Annotated in this window: 23 protein-coding genes and 1 riboswitch; all 23 genes read right to left on the bottom strand. The window is 45.0% G+C overall.

Features of this window, described 5'->3' with window-relative positions:
• Nucleotide 1: 1 nt before the first annotated feature.
• Nucleotides 2–1,057 carry a pyridoxal phosphate-dependent aminotransferase gene (locus PGU50_RS13035; RefSeq protein WP_270247144.1) on the bottom strand — a complete coding sequence of 352 codons (1,056 nt, stop codon included), beginning with the start codon at nucleotides 1,055–1,057 and terminating at the stop codon, nucleotides 2–4.
• Nucleotides 1,058–1,072: 15 nt separating this feature from the next.
• Nucleotides 1,073–2,035, bottom strand: a complete 963-nt coding sequence (gene cbiB / locus PGU50_RS13030) for an adenosylcobinamide-phosphate synthase CbiB (protein WP_117834375.1) — start codon at nucleotides 2,033–2,035, stop codon at nucleotides 1,073–1,075.
• Entirely contained in the window at nucleotides 2,032–2,658 is a 627-nt protein-coding gene (locus PGU50_RS13025; RefSeq protein WP_117822890.1) for a histidine phosphatase family protein, read from the bottom strand. Before PGU50_RS13025 ends, cbiB begins: the two co-directional genes overlap by 4 nt.
• A gap of 34 nt (nucleotides 2,659–2,692) precedes the next feature.
• Nucleotides 2,693–3,469 carry an adenosylcobinamide-GDP ribazoletransferase gene (locus PGU50_RS13020; RefSeq protein WP_117822888.1) on the bottom strand — a complete coding sequence of 259 codons (777 nt, stop codon included), beginning with the start codon at nucleotides 3,467–3,469 and terminating at the stop codon, nucleotides 2,693–2,695.
• Nucleotides 3,466–4,539, bottom strand: a complete 1,074-nt coding sequence (gene cobT / locus PGU50_RS13015) for a nicotinate-nucleotide--dimethylbenzimidazole phosphoribosyltransferase (RefSeq protein ID WP_195501945.1) — start codon at nucleotides 4,537–4,539, stop codon at nucleotides 3,466–3,468. Before cobT ends, PGU50_RS13020 begins: the two co-directional genes overlap by 4 nt.
• A 46-nt stretch (nucleotides 4,540–4,585) precedes the next feature.
• On the bottom strand, nucleotides 4,586–5,968 hold the full coding sequence (locus tag PGU50_RS13010; RefSeq protein WP_117555798.1) for a cobyrinate a,c-diamide synthase: 1,383 nt from the start codon (nucleotides 5,966–5,968) through the stop codon (nucleotides 4,586–4,588).
• Nucleotides 5,965–7,185 (bottom strand): precorrin-6y C5,15-methyltransferase (decarboxylating) subunit CbiE, encoded by a 1,221-nt coding sequence (cbiE, locus tag PGU50_RS13005; protein ID WP_270202813.1) that lies wholly within the window; start codon nucleotides 7,183–7,185, stop codon nucleotides 5,965–5,967. The genes PGU50_RS13010 and cbiE overlap by 4 nt, the downstream gene beginning before the upstream one ends.
• A gap of 2 nt (nucleotides 7,186–7,187) precedes the next feature.
• Complete coding sequence (cobJ, locus tag PGU50_RS13000) at nucleotides 7,188–7,922, bottom strand: precorrin-3B C(17)-methyltransferase (protein ID WP_117555972.1); 735 nt, start codon at nucleotides 7,920–7,922, stop codon at nucleotides 7,188–7,190.
• 1 nt (nucleotide 7,923) lies between these two features.
• Complete coding sequence (gene cobM, locus PGU50_RS12995; protein WP_270247143.1) at nucleotides 7,924–8,700, bottom strand: precorrin-4 C(11)-methyltransferase; 777 nt, start codon at nucleotides 8,698–8,700, stop codon at nucleotides 7,924–7,926.
• Nucleotides 8,697–9,434 carry a precorrin-2 C(20)-methyltransferase gene (locus PGU50_RS12990; RefSeq protein WP_270247142.1) on the bottom strand — a complete coding sequence of 246 codons (738 nt, stop codon included), beginning with the start codon at nucleotides 9,432–9,434 and terminating at the stop codon, nucleotides 8,697–8,699. The genes cobM and PGU50_RS12990 overlap by 4 nt, the downstream gene beginning before the upstream one ends.
• A gap of 20 nt (nucleotides 9,435–9,454) precedes the next feature.
• Nucleotides 9,455–10,591, bottom strand: a complete 1,137-nt coding sequence (cbiD, locus tag PGU50_RS12985) for a cobalt-precorrin-5B (C(1))-methyltransferase CbiD (RefSeq protein ID WP_270247141.1) — start codon at nucleotides 10,589–10,591, stop codon at nucleotides 9,455–9,457.
• A 9-nt stretch (nucleotides 10,592–10,600) separates the two neighbouring features.
• Nucleotides 10,601–11,128 carry a cob(I)yrinic acid a,c-diamide adenosyltransferase gene (locus PGU50_RS12980; protein WP_118198747.1) on the bottom strand — a complete coding sequence of 176 codons (528 nt, stop codon included), beginning with the start codon at nucleotides 11,126–11,128 and terminating at the stop codon, nucleotides 10,601–10,603.
• Nucleotides 11,118–12,224 (bottom strand): ABC transporter ATP-binding protein, encoded by a 1,107-nt coding sequence (locus PGU50_RS12975; protein ID WP_270247140.1) that lies wholly within the window; start codon nucleotides 12,222–12,224, stop codon nucleotides 11,118–11,120. The genes PGU50_RS12980 and PGU50_RS12975 overlap by 11 nt, the downstream gene beginning before the upstream one ends.
• A 2-nt stretch (nucleotides 12,225–12,226) precedes the next feature.
• On the bottom strand, nucleotides 12,227–13,264 hold the full coding sequence (locus PGU50_RS12970) for a FecCD family ABC transporter permease (protein ID WP_270247139.1): 1,038 nt from the start codon (nucleotides 13,262–13,264) through the stop codon (nucleotides 12,227–12,229).
• 15 nt (nucleotides 13,265–13,279) lie between these two features.
• Entirely contained in the window at nucleotides 13,280–14,485 is a 1,206-nt protein-coding gene (locus tag PGU50_RS12965; protein ID WP_270247138.1) for an ABC transporter substrate-binding protein, read from the bottom strand.
• Nucleotides 14,486–14,516: 31 nt separating this feature from the next.
• Nucleotides 14,517–17,363 (bottom strand): hypothetical protein, encoded by a 2,847-nt coding sequence (locus tag PGU50_RS12960; protein WP_270247137.1) that lies wholly within the window; start codon nucleotides 17,361–17,363, stop codon nucleotides 14,517–14,519.
• Nucleotides 17,364–17,638: 275 nt separating this feature from the next.
• A riboswitch (cobalamin riboswitch) is annotated at nucleotides 17,639–17,833 on the bottom strand.
• 294 nt (nucleotides 17,834–18,127) lie between these two features.
• Nucleotides 18,128–19,828: a [FeFe] hydrogenase, group A gene (locus tag PGU50_RS12955; RefSeq protein ID WP_117822865.1), complete on the bottom strand. Its 1,701-nt coding sequence runs from the start codon at nucleotides 19,826–19,828 to the stop codon at nucleotides 18,128–18,130.
• Between the two features lie 12 nt (nucleotides 19,829–19,840).
• Nucleotides 19,841–21,709 (bottom strand): NADH-quinone oxidoreductase subunit NuoF, encoded by a 1,869-nt coding sequence (locus PGU50_RS12950; RefSeq protein ID WP_008371805.1) that lies wholly within the window; start codon nucleotides 21,707–21,709, stop codon nucleotides 19,841–19,843.
• Nucleotides 21,699–22,184: a complex I 24 kDa subunit family protein gene (locus PGU50_RS12945; protein WP_022220742.1), complete on the bottom strand. Its 486-nt coding sequence runs from the start codon at nucleotides 22,182–22,184 to the stop codon at nucleotides 21,699–21,701. The genes PGU50_RS12950 and PGU50_RS12945 overlap by 11 nt, the downstream gene beginning before the upstream one ends.
• Before the next feature lie 253 nt (nucleotides 22,185–22,437).
• Nucleotides 22,438–23,361, bottom strand: a complete 924-nt coding sequence (locus tag PGU50_RS12940) for a LysR family transcriptional regulator (protein ID WP_181988834.1) — start codon at nucleotides 23,359–23,361, stop codon at nucleotides 22,438–22,440.
• Nucleotides 23,362–23,423: 62 nt separating this feature from the next.
• Entirely contained in the window at nucleotides 23,424–24,185 is a 762-nt protein-coding gene (gene cobK, locus PGU50_RS12935; RefSeq protein WP_117822861.1) for a precorrin-6A reductase, read from the bottom strand.
• On the bottom strand, nucleotides 24,182–25,240 hold the full coding sequence (locus PGU50_RS12930; RefSeq protein ID WP_270247136.1) for a cobalt-precorrin 5A hydrolase: 1,059 nt from the start codon (nucleotides 25,238–25,240) through the stop codon (nucleotides 24,182–24,184). Before PGU50_RS12930 ends, cobK begins: the two co-directional genes overlap by 4 nt.
• A 5-nt stretch (nucleotides 25,241–25,245) precedes the next feature.
• Nucleotides 25,246–25,584, bottom strand: coding sequence for a cyclic-di-AMP receptor (locus tag PGU50_RS12925; protein ID WP_008371815.1), 339 nt, complete (start codon nucleotides 25,582–25,584; stop codon nucleotides 25,246–25,248).
• Nucleotides 25,585–25,648 lie beyond the last annotated feature (64 nt).

Raw genomic sequence — 25,648 nt, 5'->3', positions numbered from 1 at the left:
ATTAAAATTCTCCCTGACCTGCATAGAGGATTTCTCCCAGCGCATCGATCAGCTTCTGGTTGTCTCCTCTCTGCCGCATACAAACACGATAATATCCTTCTCCGAGACCTTTGTAATTGCTGCAATCCCGAATCAGGATCTTCTGTTTTTTCAGTTTCTCATATAAATTTATACCGCTTCGCATCAGAATGAAATTGGCATCTGACGGATAATGGGTAATTCCCAGCTTGTTCAGTTCATTTTCCATCCAGATTCTTTCACGGTTCGTAAAATCACAGGTCCGTTTCACACGCATCCCCTCTTTTAAAGATGCCATGCCTGCCACCTGTGCCGGTATCGATACACTCCATGGCTGTCTGGACTGTTCCATCTTCTCCAGAAATTCCATATCCGAAGTAACGGCATACCCGATACGGATTCCCGGAATCGCGTGCATCTTAGTCAGTGAACGGAGGATAAATAAAGTTCTCCATCTCTTGGTATCCGCAAGAATGGATGCCGTAGTTGCATTTTCCGCAAAATCAATAAAACATTCATCCAGCACCATCCGGATTCCGTAAGTCTCACATCTGGCAAGAATCTTCCAGAGCATGCTCCGGTCGATCAGCTTTCCGGTCGGATTATCCGGTGAACATAAAAATACCATATCGATATCTTCATTCAGAAGATCCAGAAAATCTTCTTCCAGCTGAAACCCAGTCGCTTCTCTTTTCTTGTAATAACAGATCTCGCACCCGGTCGCACGCAGTGCCTGTTCGTATTCCGCAAATGCAGGAACCGGTATCAGCGCCTTCCTTGGGCAGTCCGCAAGCACTGCCGTAAAAATCAGATCCGCCGCCCCATTTCCACAGATAATATGCTCAGCCGGAACTTCCAGTCTTTTCGCCAGAGCACTTTTCAGTTTCCTGCAACTGGCATCCGGATAATTTCCAATCTGGTCCATTGACTTTCTTGCCGCTTCCACTACAGCTCTTCCAGGTCCGAACGGATTCAGATTCACGGAAAAATCTGTCATTCCTTTGTGTGTATAAATATCTCCACCATGTACATATTCCATAACCTTTTATTCCCCTTACATCAGTATCATACAATATTTCAGTAATCCAAAGACAAGAAGTGTCAGAAGTGCTGCTCCGTCCATCAGATTTCCGGCTCTTAAAATATCTTTCGGCTCGATAGGACGCACATCATCTCCAATTGTCTCTTTCGGATATAATTTTCCAAAATAATAGGCATCTCCGGCAAGCTGCACCTGAAGTGCACCTGCACATACCGCTTCTGTCTGTGCGGAATTCGGGCTGGCATGCTTTCGCCTGTCTCTTTTCCAGACTGCCCACGCCCTTTTATAATCCATCCTGAAGATCCATGCACTTGCGATCATCAGAAGTGCTGATATCCTGGACGGAATATAATTCCATACATCATCCATTTTAGCCGCAAACCGACCAAAATGTAAATACTTTTCATTCTTATATCCTACCATAGAATCCATTGTATTAACAGCCTTATAAAAAAATCCAAGTGGTGCCCCACCGATCAACATAAAAATGAGCGGTGCAATCACTCCGTCTGATGTATTTTCGGCTACCGTTTCTACCGCTGCCTTTGTCACTCCGGCCTCAGAAAGATTTCCGGTATCCCGCCCTACGATCATCGATACCGCATGTCTTGCCCCCTCCAGATTGTGGTTTACGAGCTGTACATAAACCTTCCGGCTTTCATCTTTCAGGCACTTTCCGGCAAGAAGCTGATAACACCAGAAGGTTTCCAGTGCAAATCGAAGCCAGAAGCTGACCTTTCCGGCAAGATACAAAAGTCCCCACGGAATTCCAATGGATACCATAACCACACCAAACCACAGAATCCCCCCTGCGATTCTCTCTTTTCTTTCTTCATTTTTGCAAAATTCGCGCAGCCATTTTTCCAGCATCGAAATCCACTTTCCAATGATCCGCACCGGATGATAAAGCCATACCGGATCCCCGAAAACCGCATCCAATGCCATTCCTGCTATACATGCCATCAAAGAACTCATATTTCCTCAATCTCCTCAAACTGTCTGTTTCCCTGCTGCCATTTTTCTTCTTCAATTTGAAAATGAAAACCTTTTCCGTTTTTCACCTGCCAGTGGTAAAATTCTTTCTTTTCCGGATCAAACGCTTCCATCACCGACATGATCGTCCCCCCATGAACCACAAAGGCAATCTTCTTCCTTTTTCCCTTTATCATCTTTTCCATCATCTCTTCAAATCCGCAGACACACCGTTTCCGGAACTCCATCGGATCTTCTCCTCCCGGAAATGCCTTTGTACCTCCAGAATCAATCCAGCTCTGATACTTTGGATTCCCAGTCAGCTCCTGATAATTCTTCCCCTCAAAAAGCCCAAAATCGCATTCCCTCATCTTATCACAGACAACCTGCTCCGCTCCCGGGAAAAGAATCTCTGCCGTCTGCCTGCACCTCCTGAGCGGACTGACAATCACAAGCTCCGGCTCCCACTTCGCACGTCCATTTTTCTTCCCGTATCGTCTGTTTTCTTCTTTTTTCAGAATATACTCCGGAACGCACTCTGTTTTTATTTCTTCATCCGTCACCCCTATATACCGTTTTTCCAAATTCCCTTCCGTCGCAAAATGCCGAATCAGTCTGACTTCCATCTTCTATATGTCTCCTCTTCCTTTCCCTGCTTTTTCATTGGATTCCCTGCACAATCAATCCCCCGACTAATAATGCCAGCTCACAAATCTGCAGAAAGTATCCCGCCAGATCCCCGGTAACGCCTCCAAACTGTTTCCTGCTCATCCGGTAATAATATCCAAATACTGCTCCTGCAATTATAAGAAGTACCACCATACCAACCGGCGAGCAGATATACAAATATCCTGCCACCAGGATCAGGTATACGATCATTGTGAACCTTACTGCCTTTTTCTGTGCTCCATCCTGGAAAGTCTTCACAAGACCACTTCCTCTTGCTGCCGGAAATGTCATTACAGCAAGCCCACTGAGCGCTCTTGAAATTACATATCCTGCTGCTACTACAGGAAGCATCTCCGTCCGGATTTCACTCCATACGCCAAGGCTTCCGGTAAAATAACAGCAGATTCCGATGACCGCAAAAGCACCGTTATGCGAATCTTTCAGGATTTCCAGTTTCTTTTCTTTATCTCCCCAGGATCCAAGTGCGTCCATCGTATCCATAAATCCATCCAGATGGATTCCTCCACTTACAAAAACTGGTATCAATGTCATGACCGCAGCAAACATCAATCTTCCACTGTGTACTTTTGAAAAAATATTTCCATCAAGAAACATTCCTGCCAGATAAATGATTGCTCCGGTCACAACACCGATCAGCGGAAAAAAACACATCGTATATTTCATATTTTCCTTGTTCCACTCAATGCGCGGCATCGGTATTTTGGAATACATAGAAAACGCAATGATCATCGGTTCTAAAAACTTCATCTTTCTTCCTTCCCATCCAGTACTTCATACTGCTCTACGTGAATATCATCAAAAGTTCCCATTTTGCGGTACACCTGAAGTCCCATCTCAAGAAGCGGCATCGCTGCCACTGCTCCTGTTCCTTCCCCCAGACACATACCACATGTGAGAAATGGTTTTTTTTCTAAAGCATCTAAAATCTTTCTTGACGCAGGTTCATCAGACAAATGGGATGGTAAAATATATCCTGCACATTCCGGAACCATCCGTACCGCCACAAGTGCAGCCACTGCAGAAATAAAGCCATCTATCAGCACCGGAATCCGGTAGATCGCCCCACCAAGATATACACCTGCAAGTCCTGCTATGTCAAGTCCTCCAACCTTGGAAAGTACATCGATCGCATCTGTCTTATCCGGCTGCATCCGCTCAACCGCTTCCCGGATGACCTGTACCTTCTTTCGCAGACCCTTTTTCGTCAGACCTGCCCCCTTTCCTGTCATGACCTTCGGATCCTCTCCGAGCAATACAGAGGCAACCGCACTGCTGGTCGTTGTATTTCCAATCCCCATTTCACCTGTCGCAAGAATTTCGTATCCCGCTTCGGCACACTTCTTTACCATCTGAATTCCAACTTCTATCGCCTCAACTGCCTCTTCTCTTGTCATCGCCGCTTCTTTTGCAAAATTGTGTGTGCCATACATCACTTTGTATTTTTTCTTTGTCACAGACGGCACATCTGTTGCCATCCCTACATCCACCGGGAAAAGATCTACCTTTGCCTCTTCTGCCATGATGCAGACGCTTGTCTCTCCTCTTGTAAAATTATCCGCCACGATTGCCGTTACTTCCTGACCGGTCTGTGTCACGCCTTCTTCTACCACACCGTTGTCCGCGCACATAATGATCAGCCCGCGCTTTCGCAGTTCAAAATCTGAAGTCCCCTTAATCCCGGCAATCTGGATCACCGCATCCTCCAGACTTCCCAGGCTAAACAGTGGCTTCCCTACCGTCATCCAGTGAGCCCGCGCCTCTTCCATTGCATTTTCATCAAGTGGTTTTATTTTCTCTTTCCATCTGGTCTCTTCCATCTGTAAGTCTAATCTCCTGTCTTTTCGATTTGTCTTTGTCAGCTTTTTACTTGCTTCTGTAGGTTCTACACGCTTCTACAAAGCGTTTGGCCACTTTGGGGTTGGAATAAAAGTATAAATGCGGAAATCCCGCAAACAAATTCCCCTTCATATGAACAGCCTGCCATTTTCTCACACCATCCGGCTTTACGGCAAGTGTATCCTCTCCGTTTTCCGTAGAATCCCAATAATGGAACTCATGCGCCCGGATCTTCTCTCCCTTTTTCATATACACTCCGTTCATTTCCGCAGTCAGCTCAATGTATCCGAATCTGGTAAGTCGCCCTTTTTTGATCCCTTTTCCCGGAAGTGCCCCCACCATCGGATAGTGCTTTCCATCTTCCCCTTCCAGCTCTTCTGTCAAATATAAAAATCCTCCACATTCCGCAATACATGGAATTCCATTTTCAATCTGCTTTCTTACATCTTTTCGCATAGCTCTGTTTTCTGCCAGATGTTTCGCACAAAGTTCCGGATATCCACCACCAAATAAAAGTCCGTCTAAATGTTCCGGAAGCCTTGTATCCTCCAAAGGACTAAACGGAATGATCTCACATCCAAGCTCTTTTAAAAGCTCCATATTATCCTTATAATAGAAACAAAAGGCCAAGTCACGCGCTACGCCGATACGCACTTTTCGTCCGGCTGCTTCCTGTTTTGCCTTCACCGGATGATACTCCATTTCTTTTGCTTCCCAGGCAATTTTCAGCACCGATTCCATATCAAGTGTCTCTGTCAGAATCTCTGCTGCCCGGTCAATCTGTTTTTTCAGGTTCCCTATTTCCTCCGGAAGCATCAGTCCCAGATGCCGACTCTCCAGATGAAAAGCATCCTCCTCCGGCACATAACCAACCACCTGAACCTGGAATCCCATTGTCTGCAATCCCTCTTCGATCATCTTCTTCATCTTCGGATACAGCATCGGGGAAATCCGGTTCAGAATGATTCCCCGGATATTACTGTCATTCCGGTATTCAATCATTCCCTTCAATACTGCCAGGATTGTCGATGCCATACCTCTTGCCGGAACAACCAGGATTACCGGAAGTCCCAGGGTTCTCGCAACGTCATAAGTACTTGCCTGATCCGAATCCAGACTGATCCCGTCATAGTACCCCATCACACCTTCTGTCACCACAAGCTCCGCGCCTTCCGCATGATGCATAAACCGCTCTTTCAAGCGCTCCCGGTCACAAAAATACAGATCCAGGTTCTCGGAATCAATTCCCAGCACCTCCCGGTGAAACATAGGATCAATATAATCCGGTCCGCATTTGCAGGCGCGTACCTTCTTTCCGGCATTTTTAAATGCTTTCATCATTGCCATTGTCACCGCTGTCTTTCCACTCCCACTGGCAGATGCCGCGATTACAATTCCGGGAATTTTCATTCTGTATCTCCTCCGTCTGAAATAATATAAATCGGATTTAACCCGGTCATCATGTGATATCTTCCAAGTTTCTTTGACTTTGCCACATTCAGTTGTATGATTTCCGGATCTGCAAGCAGTCCTTCCTCCATCGCCTCCATCGCTTCCTTCACGGTTTCCAGCGAAATTGCATTAATCACGATACGGACGTCCGGATTTTTTTTCTTTATGCACTGAATAATTTCTTTTAACTGTCCTGTACTGCCTCCGATAAAAGCATGGGTCGGCATTTCCAGTGCTTCCAGTGCTTCCGGTGCAACTCCTTCTATCACCTGAATCTGGTCTGTCCGGAATTTCTGCATATTCTTCCTGATCAGCTCTGCACCCTCCGGATTCTTCTCTATTGCATAAACGCGGAGATTCTCTCCCTGAAGAGCAGCCTCTATAGACACCGAACCGGTTCCGGCCCCCACATCATATATTACTGCATTCTTTGTAAGCTTCAATTTTGCAATGCTGACTGTCCGCACTTCCTCCTTCGTCATCGGAACACTTCCACGGATCAGCTCCTCATCTGCAAGATGAATTCCTGTTCTCTTTTCCGGCTTTGGATTCTCGATCAGAATAGTGGTAAGATCACCAAAATCTTCTGCCTGAAGCTCGTTTCCTTTTTTGATCACAATCTCTTCATCCGGATAAGACAAATGATTTCCAACCGAAACGGTTACTTGTTCCAGATGGTAATATTTCAGTTTTTCGCAGATCTCTTTTCCCGCACTTTTCCCAAGGATCAGAAATGTCTTTTCATGGTTTGCAACTGCATAGATAAAATTCTGACTTCTTCCATGCATGCTGATGATCTTCGCATCCTCCCAGCTCTTTCCGACCCTTGCCGCAAGATAGATTACCGAGGAAATTCCCGGAAAAATCTGCACTTCATATCCGTCTTTTTTCAGAATATCCGCCAGCTTTTTTGCCCCGCTGTAAAATCCGGTATCCCCGGAAAACAGCACCGTACATCTGGTCTTTTTCTCCTGCTCATCCAGGATCGCTCTGATCTTTTCCGGCAGATACTCTGCATAGCAGCATTTCTTTTTTTCCCGGAATCCTTCCAGCATCCGCATGGCTCCGATCAGCACATCACTTTCCGCAATGATCTTTCTGACCTCTTCCGTAAGCGTTCCTTTACTTCCCATCCCGATTCCGACAAGATTTACCCGGCATTTTCGGTTTTCCACAGTTATTCCTCCAATCGATAGCCTCTCGGTGTCACCATTTTCCCATCCACATTTCTCGTCTGGCTGTTGCCGATATAAACGGTTGTAAACATATCGACCTCCGTATCCTTCAGCTCAGAAAGTGTCAGAATATGTGCATCTTCGCCTTCACGTCCGATGTTCCGCACATAACCGCAGACTGTATCCGGGCTCTGGTACTCCAGAATATACTCGCATGCCTTTTTCAGGTAATCTGCCCGTTTCCGGCTGGACGGATTATACAGACAGATTACAAAATCCGCCATCGCAGCTCCGCGGATCCTCTTTTCAATCTTCTCCCACGGTGTCAGAAGATCACTCAGACTGATCACTGCAAAATCATGCATCAGAGGTGCACCAAGAACTGCCGCTCCGCCATTTGCCGCCGTGATTCCCGGCACGACCTCCAGCTCCACCTCCGGGTAGCCCTGTCCCATCTCATAGAGCAGACCTGCCATTCCGTAAATTCCGGCATCCCCACTGCATACCATAGCTACCGTTCTTCCTTTCATTGCCTCATCCATTGCCATCTCACAGCGGACCACTTCCTGCCGCATTGGTGTGGAAAGGTACTTTTTATCCGGAAATCTTTCCCGTATCAGTCCTGTATATACGGTATATCCGATAATAACCTCACTTTTTTCCAGTGCCGTGGACGCCTGGTATGTCATTTCTTTCTCAGCACCCGGTCCAAGACCGATTACATAGACTTTTCCAATTTTACACATTTCCTGCACCTTCTTTTCCTTTGCCTTGCCTGAACTCTGTTGTAAACTCCGGATGATATAAAAGTGACCGTTCATACTCTCCGCCAAGCACCTCACCAACCACGATCAGTGCTGTCTTTGTAATTCCATTCTCCTTTGCTGTCACCGCAAGATCTTTCACCTTACATCTGCACACCTTTTCATCCTCCCAGGTTGCCTTGTAGACGATCGCTGCCGGAGTCTCCGGCTGATAACCGCCTTCGATCAGACGCTTCGACAGTTCTTCCAGCATCCCGGTACTTAAAAAGATTACCATCGTTGCCTGGTGCGCAGCGAAGCTTTCAATGGATTCTTTTTCCGGAACCGGTGTTCTTCCTGCCATCCGTGTGATCACCACAGACTGTGAAATCCCAGGAAGAGTATATTCTGCATTCAGTGCAGATGCCGCTCCGCAAAAGGAGCTGACTCCCGGGCACACTTTACAAGAAATATTCTCCTTTTCCAGCAGATCCATCTGCTCTTTGATCGCACCATACAGACACGGATCACCCGTATGCAGCCGGACAACTTTTTTCTCCTGCTTCTCTCCGGAAATCATCACTTCCATCACTTCTTCCAGCGTCATCTTCGCACTGTTGTAGATCTGACAGTCCTTCTGACAATTCTTAAGAAGCTCCGGATTTACCAGTGAACCGGCATACACCACTATATCTGCTTCCTTCAAAAGCTTCTGCCCCCGTACTGTGATCAGATCCACAGCACCACTTCCTGCTCCAACAAAATGAATCATTTTTCTTTCTCCTTTGCTATTACAATCGAAAAATATCCCGCATCTTCCGGTATTTCTTCTGTGCATTTGTAAATTTTTTCTCCATCCATTCCGCAGTTCATGACCATTTTCGCCTGCTGTCCTTCCTCTTTCAGAACAGCTTTGACCTGCGCCATCTTTTTCCCGGTCTTCATAAGAACCTTCGTCCCCGGAAGCTTCAACTTTTCTTCAATTCCATAGGATCCCTGAAAAACATGCAGCTCCTGCCGGTTCTCCACAAGCGAGATCTCCAGCCTTGCTGCCGCAGCACAAAAAGACGGAATCCCGGAAAAGATCTCCCCCTGATATCCCATCTTTTTCAGTCTTTTATAAATATAAATTCCTGTCGAATACACGGTCGGATCTCCAATCGTCAGAAAAACCAGATTCTTTCCTTTCTCCAGAAGCTCTGACGCCTTTCTTGCACCCGCATCGTGTATCTCTTTCAGTAGCTTTTTTTCCTTGATCATTGGCATGGGAAGATACAGCCGCAGCTTCTTTTTCGTCTCCGGCTCTGCCTCACACGCAATCCGATATGCCAGACATTCTTTTGCAAATGTCTCTTCTTCCCTCTCTTCCAGTTCCGGTTTCTTTAACTCCGGACTGCCAATTGGAAGTACCAATACCTGACACGCCTTAATCGCACGAATTGTCTTTATCGTCATCAGTTCCGGATCTCCCGGACCTACACCCGCAAGGTCAAATCTTCCTGCCATTTTTTGTCATACCTTTCTACCTATCCGATTTTCTCCCTTAATTCATCCACAAGCAACGTCTTCCCCAGAACTCCAAGCTCATCGGAAAACATCAGCGCCCCGACCTTCATCTTCTCGCCGGCACGCTTTGTCAGGTGATACTCGATTTTCTCCATAACCGTCCGCATCGTCTCTTCCAAAAGCCCTTTTTCTTCCAGGATTTCCAATGCTTCCTTCGTTGTAAAACACTCCATCAGAGCACACACTGTATCCCGGTCTGCCCCTGCCATTGCCGCATGGACGGCAAGCACTTCCATTCTTACATCTGCCTGTCTGGAATGAGTATTCATTACGCCTGCAGCGATCTTGACCAGCTTTCCGATATGTCCTACAAGCAGCAGTCCGTCCATCTTCAGCCGCACGCCGTCATCAATCGCATCCCCGATATAATTACTGCACTTCACCGCAAGCTCCTGGTCATATCCAAGCGTCTGCCTGAGAAAATCATTTCCATAATTTCCCGGTGTCAGATAACAATACCGGTGACCTTCATCACGAAGCATCTTCATTTCCATGAAAATAGTCTGCGTCAGTGCCTGTTCGCTCATCGGTTCTACGATCCCGGAGGTTCCAAGTACCGAAATCCCGCCTTCAATCCCAAGTCTTGGATTAAACGTTTTCTTCGCGATCTCCACGCCCTCCGGGATATAGATCACAATGTCTGCACCGCCATCCCATTCGTATTTCTCAATCTGGCTTTGCACCGCTTCCCGGATCATCTGCCGTGGCACTTTGTTGATTGCTGCCTCTCCGGCTTCCTGCTCCAGCACCTTCCGGGTAAAGCGCCCGACTCCGATTCCACCATCTAAGGTCATTCCTTTTTCCTTTTTTTTCGTGACCTTGGCGTAAACGAAGATCCCGTTCGTCACATCCGGATCATCTCCGCTATCCTTCTGAATGGCACAGCTGACCGCTTCATTTTCTCTCTGGATCTCTTCCACTTCCAGATACAGTTCGATCCCTTTCGGTGTCATAAGAGATACCTGGCGGACTTCCTCCCCGGAAAAGAGCATTGCCGCTGCCGCCTTTGCTGCTGCCGCAGCACAGCTTCCCGTTGTGTATCCGCACCGCAGTTCTTTTTGATTTTTCCACACGACCTGCATCTTGTCCATTTCCATTTCGTCTCCTTAGTATTCGATGCCTTTCCTTGCCCGGATTCCTTTTTCAAAAGGATGCCGTACCATCTTAACCTCCGAAATATAATCTGCCAGCTCCAATAACTCATCTGACGGATCCCGTCCGGTCAGAACCACTTCCAGATTGTCCGGTCTGTCTTTTAAGAACTGCACCGCCTCTTCATTCGGAATCAGTCCATACCGGTATGCCGCCATAAATTCATCGATCACAAGCATATCATAATCCCCTGTGCTGATTTTTCTCTGGATCGTATTCCACAGCCTGCCATACATCTCTCGGACTTCTTCCTGTTCCTTTTCAGAAAGTGTCTTAAAAAATCCATAGCTTTTTTCCAGATGAAGTACCTCGATCTCCGGGATCTGATCCAGAATCTTCAATTCTCCTGAAAATTCATTTTTTAAAAAACGGGCAAACAGAACCCGCATACTGCTTCCAGCTGCGCGCACTGCAAGCCCTGTTGCCGCCGTCGTCTTTCCTTTTCCATCTCCACAGTAAATGTGCAAAAGTCTATTTTTCATATGATTCCAGCTTCCCCATTTCTTCTGCAAATACAAGCAGTTCTTTCATCTTCCGGTTGGTTGTCCCAATCACAATTCCTGCATTTATCACCTTTTTACACTGTCTGATCATCTGCTTTGCCCGTTCAAATGCACGATCGCTTACCGGCTCAAATGGCTCTTCTTCTATTACATTGACCGCCAGATGCTTTGCCAGATGATAGTCGATATCATTAGTATACAGGATTCCTGCCGAAAATGGAATCTTTGCTTTCTGAAGGTTTCGGTAAACAGGAATTCCACTGCCTCCGGAAGAGATCACAAATACTTCTGCCTCTCCCTCCGCCTTTGCAAGCTCCACACTTCCGAACAGCGGATCAAAATGCCCGTTGTCGATCTCATAAAGCTTCTGGATAAAATCTTCTTTAAAAATCGCCTCCGGCTCTCCATACCCGAAAATCGTATCTCCTTTAACGCACAGGATCTTATCTGAGATCTTCTGCGCCAGATCGATCTCATGGAGTGACATAATGACCGTGATCTGCTTTTCTTTCGCCATATTTTTCAAAATAGTAAGCAGCTCCAGCTTATAACGGATATCCAGAAAAGAAGTGGGTTCATCCAGAATCAGGACCTCCGGTTCCTGACAGATCGCTCTTGCCAGAAGGATCCGCTGTCTCTGCCCGTCACTGATCGCCTCAAAACTTTTTTCTGCGTATTCTGTTGCATGGACAATTTCCAGTGCTTCCTGTGTCTTCTTTTCATCTTCACGAGTTAATATCCCGAGCCGTCCTGTATAAGGATACCGCCCTGCTGCTACAACCTCATAGCAGGTCATCAGCTCCGGCTTTGCCCGCTGTGTCAGCACCACTGCCATCTGCGTTGCAAGCTCTTTGTAAGATAAGTCTTTCAGATTCTTTTCACCGATCGTTACCTTACCTCCAATGAGCGTAAGCTGCTTGATAATACTTTTTAAAATCGTAGATTTCCCGGAACCGTTTGGTCCGATCAGTGTCAATATCTCACCTTTTTTAATCTCTGTACAGATATCATGGATCAGTACATTTCCATGATATCCGACAGAAAGATCTTTCATCTGAAAATAGCTGTCACTCATATTTATTTCCCTTTTCTTCCTTTTATCATCATGAAAATTACGATCGGTGCACCAAAGATCGAAGTCACGGTACTGATATTCAGCTCCAGTGGTGCAAATGCCATACGCGCGATCAAATCACATCCCATACAGAACACCGCCCCTCCAAGGAATGTTGCCGGTATCACAACCAGCGGTTTTGCCGTCCCGAGAAGATGCTTGATCAGATACGGAACTGCGATTCCAACGAATGAGATCGGCCCTGCAAATGCGGTCACACATGCGGAAAATACACTTGAGAGCAGAATCAGAAGCACCCTGAACACACGGATATTGACACCCATGCTCTGCGCATACATTTCCCCAAGCTGATACGCTCCGATCGGCTTTGACAGGAAAAAGGTAAGGATCAGAGTGATTCCTACCATAAGCGCAGCTACCTTTACATTGCTCCAACTCATCCCTGAAAAGCTTCCCTGTGACCAGCCGTGCAGATTCACAATATCTGAATCCTCCGCAAAAGTCACAACGAAATCGGTTACTGCCGAGCAGATATAACCGATCATGATTCCACCAACCAGAAGGGTTGCCATATTCCGGATCTTCCTTGCAAGAAGCAGGATAAATCCGATAGAAAGCATGGATCCGGTAAATGCTGCAACAATCAGTACATAGGATGATACAGAGGTATAATATTTTAAAAAGATGATCATCGCCAGAGCGACCATCATCTTTGCACCCGAAGAAATCCCCAGTACATACGGTCCTGCGATCGGGTTGGAAAAAAATGTCTGCAATAAAAATCCGGAAAGGGCAAGTGCCCCTCCCAGAATTGCTGCTATCAGAACACGCGGAAGACGGATTTTCCAGATAATATTCATCTGCACCTGTGTTCCTTTTTTCAGAAACAGGATCCGTAAAATCTCAGGAACCGAGATCTGTACATTTCCGGTATTGATGTTCAGCACTACGATCATGCAAAAAGCTACTGCCAGCACCGCAAATACTCCCACATATCTTGTATTCCTTTTCCAGTTATTTTTCATTCCTGCCTGTCCCATTTTCTTCTCCGTTTTCTATTTTACATGGTATAAAAATGTCATCTTGCTTTCATTGCCGCCTGTCAGCATCAGATTCATATCCGTGATCAGTTCCCCGACGATATCGGTTGCCTGATACAGATATTTACCGGTACACCATACATTTCCTTCTTTGACTGCTTTGAAATCAGAAAAAAGTGCATCTTTTTCTTCCAGATCCTTTACACTGTTGATTGGATTATCGATACTTGAATTATAAATCAGATAATCTGCATCCGCCGCCTGTGCATAAAACTCTTCCATTGTAAGTTTTACTGCTGAGGTATTACTGTCATCGCCAGTCAGATCACCGAATACATATCTTCCACCGGCAAGTTCGATCATTTTCGGAATATAATCATCACTTCTTCTTACTACCACCGTTCCGTCACTGCTTACATAGAAAAATGCAACCGTCTTCTCGGTATTCTTAAAATCTTTGAGCGCATCGACATTTTCCACCTGCTTTTCAAAAAATGCATCCGCTGCATCTTCTTTATTCAGCATTGCTGCATAAAGTTTGATCCACTCAGTTCTTCCAAGGGGATGCGATTCATAGCTGGACCGGTCGATCATCACCGGGATATCCAGCGATTCGATCATCTCCTGTACCTTCGGTGTGTGAAGGATCATGGTCGATTCGATGGCAAGATCACAATCTTCATCCACCAGCATCTCATAATCCGGTTCACTGTATTTCCCGGCAAATTTCATTTTCCCGTCTTCCATCGCTTTCACCGCATTCTCAATATACCATCCGGAAGCCTGGGTACCTGTCATTGTGATATTATCCAGAGAATCTATCGCATTAAAAAGTGCCATCGCAGATGTTGCCGCAAGATAAATATGATCCAGCGGCTGCTGAAGGATTACGTAATCCTCATCAACTCCATCCGGCACATCCTGGTTCTCCGGAACGACCAGAAATTTTGCACCGTCTTTGATATCGATCATCTTATAGCCGTCTTTGTAGTAATATACCTGAAAACCTTCGGCGTATTCCAGATCCATCGTGGATTCATAGGTGAGTCCGTCAATCTCCGGACCTTTTTTTTCTTTGGCACTTTCTTTCGTACTGCTGCTTTCTGTTTTTTTTGTATCTGTTGTATTCTTTTTCATCTGCCTACATCCGGTCAGTGCTGCCGTTCCAAGCAGCACTGTACTCAAAAGAATACACCCCAAACGCATCGTTCTCTTTTTCATTTTCTACCTCTGTATCTAAAAAAGAATCTGCCTAGTTTATTGCAGAAGAATCTGCACTGTCTGTCTGCGCGAAAATTGCCTCGTAAACCTTGCTCCACTCTACTTTTGCATCATTCTTTTCCTCATCTGCTGACCGGTCAACGATCATCGGAATATCCAGAAGAACAAATTTTTCTGCCAGCTCTTCGTATCTCTTCTGCTGATCTTCTACCGACATTTTCTTCTCATTCTTTTCATCCGGAAGAATTTTATTGGAAAGGATTGCAAGATCACACTTACTCTTCATCAGTTTTTTATTTTCCGGTTTCTTATAGGTTCCTGCATAAATGATCTTCTTAGCTTTCATTGCTTTTGCAATGCCTTCTACCTTACAGTTCTTCTGTTTTACCCCTACTGATGTAATCTGGTCTGTTGCATTCAGCTTATCCAGGATTTCCAGTACTTCCTCTGAACCTACATATGCAGACTTCTTTGGCTTCTGGATCACGATCATTTCTTTGTCCAGACCTGCCGGAATTTCTGCGTCTTCCGGAACGATCAGATAACGGACGATCTTTGCTTTGTAAAGCGCAAGCTTTTCTTCCTGTGCCGGTGTCAGTCCGGAATCTGTATCTTCTTTTGTATCCTTTGTCTTGATTTCTTTTGTATCCTCATCTTTTCCCTGATCGATTTCTAAAAGAGTGATTCCCTGATCATAATGATAAATCTTGAAGTACTTAGCATGCTCTACCTTTGTCTCAGACTGATAAGAAAGTCCCATGATTTCCGGCGCTTTCTCATCCAGTGTATCTGCACTTAAATTGGTCTCCCCACTTACTGTAGTTCCGTCTGCTTTTGCTGCAGCACTTAGGTAAATGAAAATCGAATAGCTGATTTCATGCGCTGTTGACATCTTGGTTGTCATACCGATGATCGTATTGTTCTTGTTCAGTTCTACCGGAATGACAAATGTAGACGTACTTCCGGTTGCTGTCGGATAATAGGTATTTCCATTCGCCTTTACATAACCATAAGAACCACTGCTAAATACAATGGTAGCATATGCCTGACCGCCTGTCACGGTAATCTTGGTACAACTGATGCTGACCTTTCCGGTTCCACCTGACCAGGAAAATTTATCCGGTGTATAGACACCGTCTGCAAGTGTTGTTGCACTGTTTACACGGGCAGTTCCACCATTTAAATCTGCCTCGTATTTGGATTCTTTGTCCGGGGTCTGGTTTGTGCCTGTGCCTCCGGAAGTGGTGCCGGTTCCAAAGTTGGTGTTCTGGCTGGTGTTATTTCCCTGGTTGGTGTTGCCATTATTTCCAGTAGTTCCATTTGTGGAATTGCTATTATTCAGATTCTTCATGCCTGCTGAGGCGAATGTCAAGGTACGGTCATACCATATTTGCTTTTTATGAGAAAATGCTGCCACTGAAATTCCTGTGTCTAATAAAGAAACCGGAATCGTATAGGTATACATACCATTTTTGTCCACAACATAAGGAATCCACTTGGACTTATCTGCAAGTGCTGCTTCTGCACTTGTTCCTACATACAGATAATCATATCCTGTACCACTGAGTGTAATTTTTGCAGTCATCTCCCCATTTTTTGATGTTAAGATGCAATCCGTAACTTTAAACATGGATGAACTTGAAGTTACGTTTGCTTTATAAGAACCATCACTTACCTGAACATATTTGGTCATTCCTTCTGTCTTGAATGTTAATGTACGATCAAACCATTTACCACCTTTTTTCCCATGTGCTGCAATCTGAATCCCAGTATTCATGCTTTCCACCGGCACTGTAAATACACATTTTCCTTCTACAATTTCTTTAGGCGCAATTAACTGATCTTTTAAAGCTTTTTCAGCATCCTTAGCGGTTCCCACGTATAAATAATCATATCCTGTTCCACTAAGTGTAATATCTGCCTGCATCTTGCCACCAACAGATGTCAGCACGCAATTTACTACACGAAACATTCCACTAGCTGAAGCTGCATCAACATCTACTACATACTTTCCAGTATCCAGTACGTTCTTGTCCTCATTTCCTGGTTTCTGGTTTTCGCCACTTCCGGTTCCCGGTTTGCTATCTCCTGAATTGCCTCCCTGTTCAGGATTTTCTGTGTCGTCTTTTTTATTTTCTGCTGACGATGAGATATGAAGCGTGTAATCTCCGTCTGCTTTCCTACTCTCCCAACCGTTCTCTTGGCTATGTGGTACAAAGGCAACATCCGTTCCATCTGCTGACAGCGGAAGTTCAAATGAAAATAAATACCCTTTGCCTGTTCCTGTTCCAACTATCGCCTTTTCTTCTTTCCGTTCAACTGTATCAGCTTTACTTCCAATATAAATTTTATTGTAAGTTGTATTCTCTGTTTCTATCGAAACTTTCAGGTGATCATTTTCTTTTACAACAGAAGACGGTCCAAGCTTAAACATTGCAAAATCACTGGTAACATTTTTCGCTTCCTGCGTACTCACTTCTCCAGCATTTTGCGCAGTTTCTTCTGTTTTAACATCCTGCCTCTCAGAAACCTTCTCTTCGCTCTTTCCGTCTTCGCCCGCTTCTTTCTTCTCTGCCTCAGTTACATTCCCTGTTTCCGCATTTTCTTCTGCTTTCGGCTCTTCCTGACTCTTCTGCTTCTCGTCCGTTCCCTGTCCGGCAGTCGTTTCTTCTTCCTGTCCAGTCACTTCTGCAGCCGGCTGACCTGCTGCGTCTGCCGCACCTATTTTTCCGTCCGCTACTTCTACGGTCTGCTGACCTGATTCTGTATTTTCTACTCCTGCTACTGCACTGTCCTCAGCGTAAGCATAAGAAACCGGTGTAACCGACATTGCAACTGCCATAAAAAGTGCAAGAAACTGTTTTGAATTCCTCTTCATAACCTAACTCTTCCTCCTGATGTCCTGATCTTCTGTCGCTTGACAACTCGATGATGTACATTCGCCAAATTCAGATCCTTGTGCAAGCACAAATCTATACCTGGCTCATCGTATGAAAAAAAATCTGCTTCCTTTTTCCTGAAAGCAGACTTCACCTACACCCTCTGCCACCGGAACTCTTCTCTGTATATATGGCAGCACAAAAATCCTGCTTTCATACTCTGTATGAAGCAAGATATCATTTCTTTGTGTATGTAAACGCGCTTTCATCGGAAGCAATTTACTCTCTTTCAGCAGGTCTCCTGGCTTATGGATCCTAACAAAGCTGCACCTTCTCACATTTTTATGCAATGGCATGCCGCCGCTTTACTCCTCATTTACAGTGACCGGATCGCTCAGGACTTTCACCTGATTCCCTTTTAAGCCGACCAGAAATTCTTCTGCCTAGCACTGAAAAAGTTTCTTTATTTATTCTTACTCACTATAACAGATATGTTTCTTCTTGACAAGAGTCATCTTTCCTGGTTTATTTCCCTATTTTTTCCAAACTCTCCATTAAAAATCCCGGAAGTTTTTGTTTCAAAATCGACACCTTAATGACTATATGTTTATCATAATTTCATGACCTACTTCATTTATATATAGAAAGCGAAGGGGATCGAAATGAGAAAAAGTGCCAGTGAATGTATGGAAATACTCTGAAATAAGACAATGCAGCCGCCAGATCGACGACTGCATTGTCTTATACTCTTTTTCGTACAATTTTATTTTTTCGCTGCCTCAAAATTACGATGAAGTAATTCGTGGGTCTTTCCTTTCAGAAGTTCATCATATAATGACAGGATCAGCGGATTCTCATTCGACTTCTTAATCTGCGTATTGATATCGGTATCATACAGGCCTTTGCTTCTGGCTATCCTGCTTCTCGGACCTGCCGGGACTGGCTGTCCGCCACCCATGATACATCCGCGCCTGCATGCCATAACCTCAACAAAGTCGTAATGTACCTCGCCCTTCTGGATCTTCTTCATCAGCGCATCTGCATTTCCAAGTCCACTGACAACAGCTGCATGGATAGTACGTCCGTTGTAATCAAACTCTACTTCTTTCAGTCCTTCTTCTCCACGAACTCCACTGAATTTGATCTTATCCATTTCCACACGGTTATGTCCTTCACGAAGACGCCTGAGTACGGCTTCTGTCACACCACCGGTTACTCCGAAGATCACACCTGCACCAGATCCGATACCAAACGGCATATCGGATGCTTCGATCTCCAGATTTTCAAAGCGGATACCGGATTTCCGGATCATTGTAATCAGCTCTGTTGTAGTCAGTACATAATCAATATCCTGTTTTCCATTCGTGGAAGATTCCGGTCTTAAAATCTCTTCTTTCTTTGCAGTACACGGCATGATCGATACAGAAACGATTCTCTTTCCACCATTCTTTTCCGGATCCTTATAGTATTCACGGATCACAGCACCAAACATCTGCTGCGGTGAACGGCAGGTTGACAGATTTTTTGCCAGATCCGGATAACGGTTCTCGCAGAATTTTACCCATGCCGGACAGCAGGATGTAAATAATGGGAGATTTTCTCCGGATGCAAGTCGTTCAAGAAGCTCTTCAGATTCCTCGATCACCGTAAGGTCTGCACCATAAGAAGTATCATAAACTTCATCAAATCCAAGGCGGTGCAACACATTGACGAGTTTTCCCATCACATTTTCCCCTCTTGGAAGGCCGAACTGATCGCCGACTGCGACCCGGACTGCCGGTGCGATCTGTGCGATCACCTTTGTATTCTTATCTGCAAGAAGATCCCAGATCACTTCGATATTGGTATTGATACTGATCGCACCTGTAGGACAGACAACCCTGCACTGTCCACAGTTTACGCAGTCTGTCTCTGCAATCTTTTTGTTAAATGCCGGTGTTACCAGAGCCTTTGTTCCCCGGTATGCAAAATCAATCGCATTAACAGACTGTACATTGTCGCACATACGGACACAGTCACCACAGAGAATACATTTATTCGGGTCACGCACGATTGACGGTGAACTGAAATCCAGTGGATACTGTTCTTTTGTATTTTCAAATCGGACGGTTGTGACGCCCATACGGTGTGCCAGCGCCTGAAGCTGACATTCTCCACTCTTGATACAGGTTGTACAGTCTCTGCAATGTGCAGCAAGTAAAAGCTCCAGAATCATCTTACGATATTTCATAAGACGCGGAGTATTCGTGTAAATGACCATCCCATCTCTTGGCGGTTCTGAACAGGATGCAAACGTCTTTCCTCTCTCATCTTCTACGGTACACAAACGACAGGCTCCATACACAGACAGTTCTGAATGGTAGCAGAGTGTCGGTATATCTATATCTGCATTACGGATGACAGAAAGTACATTCGGCTCATCTGTAAACTCTACCTTCCTTCCATCTATTGTCATATATCCCATGACTCATTCCTCCTATTTCTCGATATGAATTGCTTTAAACGGACACTGTTCCATGCAGGCTCCGCACTTGATACATTTCTCCTGATTGATATGATAAGGAGATTTCAACACGCCTTCAATTGCACCTGCCGGACAGTTTCTTGCACACTTCGAGCAGCCCTTGCATATCTCCGGATCGATCTGGAATTTACGCAGATTTGAACAGACACCTGTCCGGCAGCGTTTCTCGTTGATATGTTCCAGATATTCCTCTTCAAATGCATTCATGGTACTGATAACCGGTTTCGGTGCGCTCTTTCCAAGTCCGCAAAGCGCCGTACTCTCAATCATATCTGCCAGTTCACGAAGCTCGTCCATATCGGATGGTTTTCCGTTTCCTGCTACAATACGCTCCAGGATTTCAAGCATTCTCTTTGTACCTTCACGGCAAGGAACACATTTTCCACAGCTTTCTCTCTGTGTAAAACTCATGAAGAATCTGGCAACCTCTACCATACAGGTATCCTCGTCCATGATAACCAGACCGCCCGAACCGATCATTGCCCCGATCTTCGCCAGTGAATCAAAGTCCATCTTACTGTCCAGCTGATCCTCGGTCAGACATCCACCGGACGGACCACCGATCTGTACTGCTTTGAATTTCTTGTCATTCTGGATTCCACCGCCGATGTCATAAATAACTTCGCGCAATGTAATTCCCATTGGTACTTCGATCAGTCCTGTATTTCTTACATTACCAGTCAGTGCAAATGCTTTCGTTCCGGGACTCTCTGGTGTACCGATTCCTTTGAACCAGTCTGCACCATTTGTTACGATCATCGGAACATTGGCATAGGTTTCTACGTTATTAAGAACAGTTGGTCTTGCCCATAATCCCTGCTCTACTGTACGTGGCGGTTTTACTCTCGGCATTCCACGTTTTCCTTCAATGGATGCCGTCAGTGCGCTGCCTTCTCCACAGACGAATGCACCTGCACCACGGTTGATATGTAAATGGAAACTGAAATTGGTTCCAAGAATGTTGTCTCCTAAAAGTCCGATTGCCTCTGCCTGGCTGATCGCTGTCTTCAGTCTTTCAATCGCAAGCGGATATTCTGCACGTACATAGATATAGCCTTCCTGTGCCTGTACTGCATATGCTGCGATCATCATGCCCTCGATCATACGGTGCGGATCACCTTCCATGATACTTCGGTCCATAAATGCACCCGGATCACCTTCATCACCATTGCAGACCACATAGCGGATCTTTTCTTTCTGGGAAGCAACCTGCTGCCACTTTCTGCCGGTGCGGAATCCGGCACCTCCACGTCCACGCAGATTCGAATCATAGATTGTCTGGATCACTGCTTCCGGTGTCATCTCAAAGAGTGCCTTTTCGATTCCGGCATAAGCACCGACTGCAAGTGCACCCCCAATATGCTCTGCGTCGATATGTCCGCAATTCTTCAGTACCAGTCTGGTCTGCTTTGCGTAGAACGGAATCTCTTCCTGTGACGGATAGGTCACTCCATCCATCTTGTAGAGAAGTCGCTCTACCGGTCTGCCACCCAGGATTGTTTCGTTATAAATCTCTTCGCAGTCTTCCAGTTTTACTTTAATATATAAATAATTATATGGTTCAATTCTTACCAGAGGTCCCATCTCGCAGAAGCCATGACATCCACTCTTCATAACCTTTGTATGTGCGATTTCTTCCCCGATCTTTACTTCTACCCCTGTATGATCTTTTGTCAGTTCTTTTAACTTTTCATAAATCTTGCCTGATCCACTTGCCAGACATCCGGTTCCCCCGCAAACCAGTACTCTACAGTCAGCCGATTGTTTTTTCTGACATTCAATACGATATTCCTTCAGTTCCGTTCTGTTTTCAATTTTCATTTTCTTCACCTCTCAGTTCTTCAAGAAGTTTGATTACCTTCTCCGGTGACATCTTCGGATGTACTTCATCATTAACTGTGATCGCAGGTGCAAGTCCACAGGCTCCAAGACAGGATACAGTCTCTACTGTAAAAAGCATATCGTCTGATGTATGCTTGTGCTCATTTAACCCCAGCTCTTTATACAGTGCTTCCAGGATCGGAATGGATTTACGCACATGACAGGCTGTTCCGTCACAGACCTTGATCACATACTTTCCTTTCGGTTCAAATGAAAAATTCTCATAAAAGCTTGCCACACTGTACGCTTTTGCCTCTGTAATCCCGATCTGTTTTGCTACATAGGTAAGCAGTTCCGGTGGAAGATAACGGTATTCCTCCTGAATATCCTGAATGATCGGTATCAATGAGCGTTCCTCCCTTGTATGCATGGCAATGATCTCATCCGTTTTCTGATAATAAGATGCATCTAACATTCCATTTCCTCCTTCGTCATATTGTACATTTCCTTCTTATTATTCTATCATTTTTATGACATTATAACATATATCTATAGTTTTCGTTTATACATTTCATATATGATAGCTATATATTTTCCAATATATAATAATACAAGAATCAAAAGTATCAGTATTTATGAATAGACGGATAAATGTGTACCCAGCTCATCAAATACACAAAAAGAGCAGAATGGATATATCTTGATCCGATATATCATTCTGCTCTCATTTACATCATTTCACGGATTGTTTCTTTTAAATGCTCAATAAATTCTCTTTCGTACAATTTTTTCTGATAACCCTTTTTGTAGATCAGCACATCCCGGATCATCTGTCCGGAAAATCCGGCATGCTTCTGCACCAGATTGTAGTTTTTCCTTAATTTTTCCGGTACTGGCGATACCCACATATAACTGTTTTTTACTTCCCGCAAAATATCAAACTGGCTTCCCCTTTCAAAAATATAAATTTTATTATGTGGATGAAGCGACTCTCCATTCTCACTCAGCTCGGTGTATTCTCCGGTCGGAAGTTTCCAGTCCCCATGCAGGATTTCCACACCATCTTCCAGTTCTTCTCTTGTCTTTAACTCCCTCTTTGCAAGATCTCCATCCGCAGAAGTTAAGATCATATACGGAAGCTCTGCCAGAAGTTCTGCATCCAGCCCTTTCAGATCAAGAAGCGACTGAAAATAAGGTTCATTCTCGCACAGATACCGGATGATTCCCATGGAATACCCGTTCTGCAACACATTTTCAATGGCATGCATAGAACTGTTTTCCTGAAATTCTGCTTTGATCGCCGTTTCCTTGCTCTGCATTCCGATAAACTCTGCAAATGCACTGGAAATGTAACTTGCCCTCGGAACAGTAATCTTAAATGAGAGATTTTCTTTCCCAAGATCACTGCAGTCCCTTTTCATTTCCTCTATTTCGTAAAGGATCCTTTTGGCATACTCCAGAAATTTCTGTCCTTCTCTTGTCGCCTTAACTCCCTTTGACGACCGCTCAAAGATAGAAATTCCAAATTCCCGCTCCAGATGCTTGATCGCTTTACTAAGATTTGGCTGCGCCACATAAAGTTCCTTCGCCGCCTTTGAGATTGACCCACTCTTATCGATTTCAACTACATAATGCAAATCTGTCAGATTCATCTTCCCCATCTGCCTTTCTGATCTCTGACTTTATCTCCCCACAACTATTTTCTGAACTTTTATTACAGATTCTTTTCCAGCCATTTACAGACTTCTGAAAATGTTCTCCCTGTTTCTTTTGGTCTTCCTACCGCAACAAGAACTACCCCTGTTTCCTTTGCTGCCTGTACCTTTTCTCCAAAGCCTCCGGCTTTTCCCGATTCTTTGGTCACAAAGTATTTCGCGCCTGTCTGATGGATCGTAGCCACGTTCATTTCCTTTGAAAATGGTCCCTGCATTGCAATGAGATGCTTTCCTTCAAAACCAAGCGCGACCGACTCCATAACCGCCTGCTCCGTAGAGAGGACTCTTGCAAAGCAGCGCTCTTTATACTCCGTAAGCTTTGTATATTTTATCAGTTCCTTGCTTCCGGTGGTAATCAGGATCTTTCCTTCTGTATTTTTCAGATATTCCACCGCATCTTCAACCGACTGCGCCCAGATCACCCTATCCGCTTCATCCGGCGCTGCTTCCATCTCCTCACGCAGGCAACGCAGATACTGCACACCGGAGATTTCGCAGGCTCTCCTTATCTCCCCAGTCACAAGCTGTGCGAATGGATGGGTTGCATCGATCACCAGATCGATCTGCTTTTCCTTTATCATCTCTGTCATCTGCTTCTGATCCATACGCCCAAAAAAGACTTCCGCATTCTCATGCTCTCCGGTACATTCTTTTCCATATTCGGTTGCGGCACTGACATAAACTTTTACATTTCTTCCATCCAGGAATTCCGTAATCCGCCTTCCCTCTGTTGTCCCTGAAAATATTAAAATCCGCTTCATATTCTGATCCTTACCTTCTTTTCTGCCACTGCTATTGTCACCCGTTTCATGCACTGCTTCGGCATCAGAAGCCTGCCATCCTCGCCGGCTGCAAGGATCGCCGCCCGCTCACAGACATTGTCCACACCTGTGACCTTCCTGACAAACTCCGAATGAGAGCTGACACATTTAACCTTTCCCAACTCTTCTGCTGAAAACGTGTAAAATGGAAGCTTCCACTTTGCCGCATAAGAAAGTAATCCCGCTTCTTCTTTTTTCAAATCAATACTGTCGATCTCAATGACTTCCTTTTCTGTAAATCCAAGGATCTTTTTTGCCTCATTGACCGCGCTTTGGATTTCTTCTTCGGAAATCCCTTTGCGACATCCGATTCCCAGCACCAGGTTCTTCGGCGGAAGATCCAGAATCGTCTCTTCTTCCCGCCTTTCACCACTTCTTCCTGCAATCCGGATTCCATATGGATAGTTTCTGAGAAACTCTTCTGTTTCACATAGCTTTAATTCCTCCGGAAACTTTCCTTCTACTGGAAATACACTGTAAAGTCCAATCTTATTCCCATCCAGAACCACAGCTGAAATCTCCTTTGCCTTTTTCCGGTCTGTCAGTACCAGACCATTGCTTTTTGCAAATACATCTACTGCAAACTTTTGTTCTACATCCGTTGCTGTAGTAAGTACTGCCTGCGCATTTATTTTCTCCGCGATTTCCTTTGCAAGCTCTACAGCTCCGCCCACATGTCCCGACAGGAACGGAATCACATAGCTTCCTTTTTCATCCATCACCAGAACCGGCGAATCGGTAAATTTGTCTTTCACATGAGGGGCGATCATCCGCACTGCGATTCCTGCCGCCCCGATAAAAAACAAAGCCTTCTCTCCCCAGAGGCTGCCTATCCAGCTTTTCTTATCTTCCGGAAAAGCATGAAATCCGTATAATCTGCAAAACCGTGTCAAAGTATACACTTTGACACGGTATCCGCTTTGTATGAAATTCTCTCTGACTTTACAGGCCATCTGACAGCCTGCATCTGTAAAACTCAAGATTACAATTTCCATAAACTTTAGTATTTCTCCATCTGCTCCACGTTCAGTACAAAAATCGTACTTCCGCCTACCTGCACATTGATCGGAACGGACGGTGCTGCGCTCATGCTGCTCTGTCCTGAGATCAATGCCGGGTTTGCATAAGTGATCGTCTTTCTTTCGCCAGAATTCTTCTTGATAATCTTCAGTGCCTCTGCTACCTTCTCATCATCCACTACAACCATGATCGTGGTGCTCTTTTTCTTCAGAAATCCACCGGTTGTAGCCAGCTTTGTTACCATGTATCCGGCAATATTCAGTTCCTCTATCGTCTCCAGTTCATCATCCTTATGCAGGATCGCCATAATCATCTTCATACAAAAACCCTCCTGTCTTATCTGGCTTTTGATTCCAGATTCCTTTTTCTTTTATTTTACCGCA

Source organism: Coprococcus sp. AM11-30B, from assembly GCF_027674365.1.
GTDB classification, from domain to species: domain Bacteria; phylum Bacillota; class Clostridia; order Lachnospirales; family Lachnospiraceae; genus Allocoprococcus; species Allocoprococcus comes.
Note: the sequence above shows the minus strand (reverse complement) of the source record. Positions and strands in the feature narration are given on the sequence as shown.

Excerpts from the sequence above, each read along its gene's own strand:
- PGU50_RS13020 (WP_117822888.1), bottom strand. The coding sequence starts at position 3,469 with ATGAAGTTTTTAGAACCGATGATCATTGCGTTTTCTATGTATTCCAAA.
- PGU50_RS12990 (WP_270247142.1), bottom strand. The coding sequence starts at position 9,434 with ATGGCAGGAAGATTTGACCTTGCGGGTGTAGGTCCGGGAGATCCGGAA.
- PGU50_RS12940 (WP_181988834.1), bottom strand. The coding sequence starts at position 23,361 with ATGAATCTGACAGATTTGCATTATGTAGTTGAAATCGATAAGAGTGGG.
- PGU50_RS13035 (WP_270247144.1), bottom strand. The coding sequence starts at position 1,057 with ATGGAATATGTACATGGTGGAGATATTTATACACACAAAGGAATGACA.
- PGU50_RS13025 (WP_117822890.1), bottom strand. The coding sequence starts at position 2,658 with ATGGAAGTCAGACTGATTCGGCATTTTGCGACGGAAGGGAATTTGGAA.
- PGU50_RS12945 (WP_022220742.1), bottom strand. The coding sequence starts at position 22,184 with ATGTTAGATGCATCTTATTATCAGAAAACGGATGAGATCATTGCCATG.
- cbiB (WP_117834375.1), bottom strand. The coding sequence starts at position 2,035 with ATGAGTTCTTTGATGGCATGTATAGCAGGAATGGCATTGGATGCGGTT.
- PGU50_RS12965 (WP_270247138.1), bottom strand. The coding sequence starts at position 14,485 with ATGAAAAAGAGAACGATGCGTTTGGGGTGTATTCTTTTGAGTACAGTG.
- PGU50_RS12970 (WP_270247139.1), bottom strand. The coding sequence starts at position 13,264 with ATGGGACAGGCAGGAATGAAAAATAACTGGAAAAGGAATACAAGATAT.
- PGU50_RS12960 (WP_270247137.1), bottom strand. The coding sequence starts at position 17,363 with ATGAAGAGGAATTCAAAACAGTTTCTTGCACTTTTTATGGCAGTTGCA.
- PGU50_RS12980 (WP_118198747.1), bottom strand. The coding sequence starts at position 11,128 with ATGAAAAATAGACTTTTGCACATTTACTGTGGAGATGGAAAAGGAAAG.
- cobT (WP_195501945.1), bottom strand. The coding sequence starts at position 4,539 with ATGGAAGAGACCAGATGGAAAGAGAAAATAAAACCACTTGATGAAAAT.
- cobK (WP_117822861.1), bottom strand. The coding sequence starts at position 24,185 with ATGAAGCGGATTTTAATATTTTCAGGGACAACAGAGGGAAGGCGGATT.
- PGU50_RS12925 (WP_008371815.1), bottom strand. The coding sequence starts at position 25,584 with ATGAAGATGATTATGGCGATCCTGCATAAGGATGATGAACTGGAGACG.
- PGU50_RS13010 (WP_117555798.1), bottom strand. The coding sequence starts at position 5,968 with ATGAAAATTCCCGGAATTGTAATCGCGGCATCTGCCAGTGGGAGTGGA.
- PGU50_RS12955 (WP_117822865.1), bottom strand. The coding sequence starts at position 19,828 with ATGGGATATATGACAATAGATGGAAGGAAGGTAGAGTTTACAGATGAG.
- cbiD (WP_270247141.1), bottom strand. The coding sequence starts at position 10,591 with ATGGAAATGGACAAGATGCAGGTCGTGTGGAAAAATCAAAAAGAACTG.
- cobM (WP_270247143.1), bottom strand. The coding sequence starts at position 8,700 with ATGATTCATTTTGTTGGAGCAGGAAGTGGTGCTGTGGATCTGATCACA.
- PGU50_RS12930 (WP_270247136.1), bottom strand. The coding sequence starts at position 25,240 with ATGGAAATTGTAATCTTGAGTTTTACAGATGCAGGCTGTCAGATGGCC.
- PGU50_RS12975 (WP_270247140.1), bottom strand. The coding sequence starts at position 12,224 with ATGAGTGACAGCTATTTTCAGATGAAAGATCTTTCTGTCGGATATCAT.
- PGU50_RS12950 (WP_008371805.1), bottom strand. The coding sequence starts at position 21,709 with ATGAAAATTGAAAACAGAACGGAACTGAAGGAATATCGTATTGAATGT.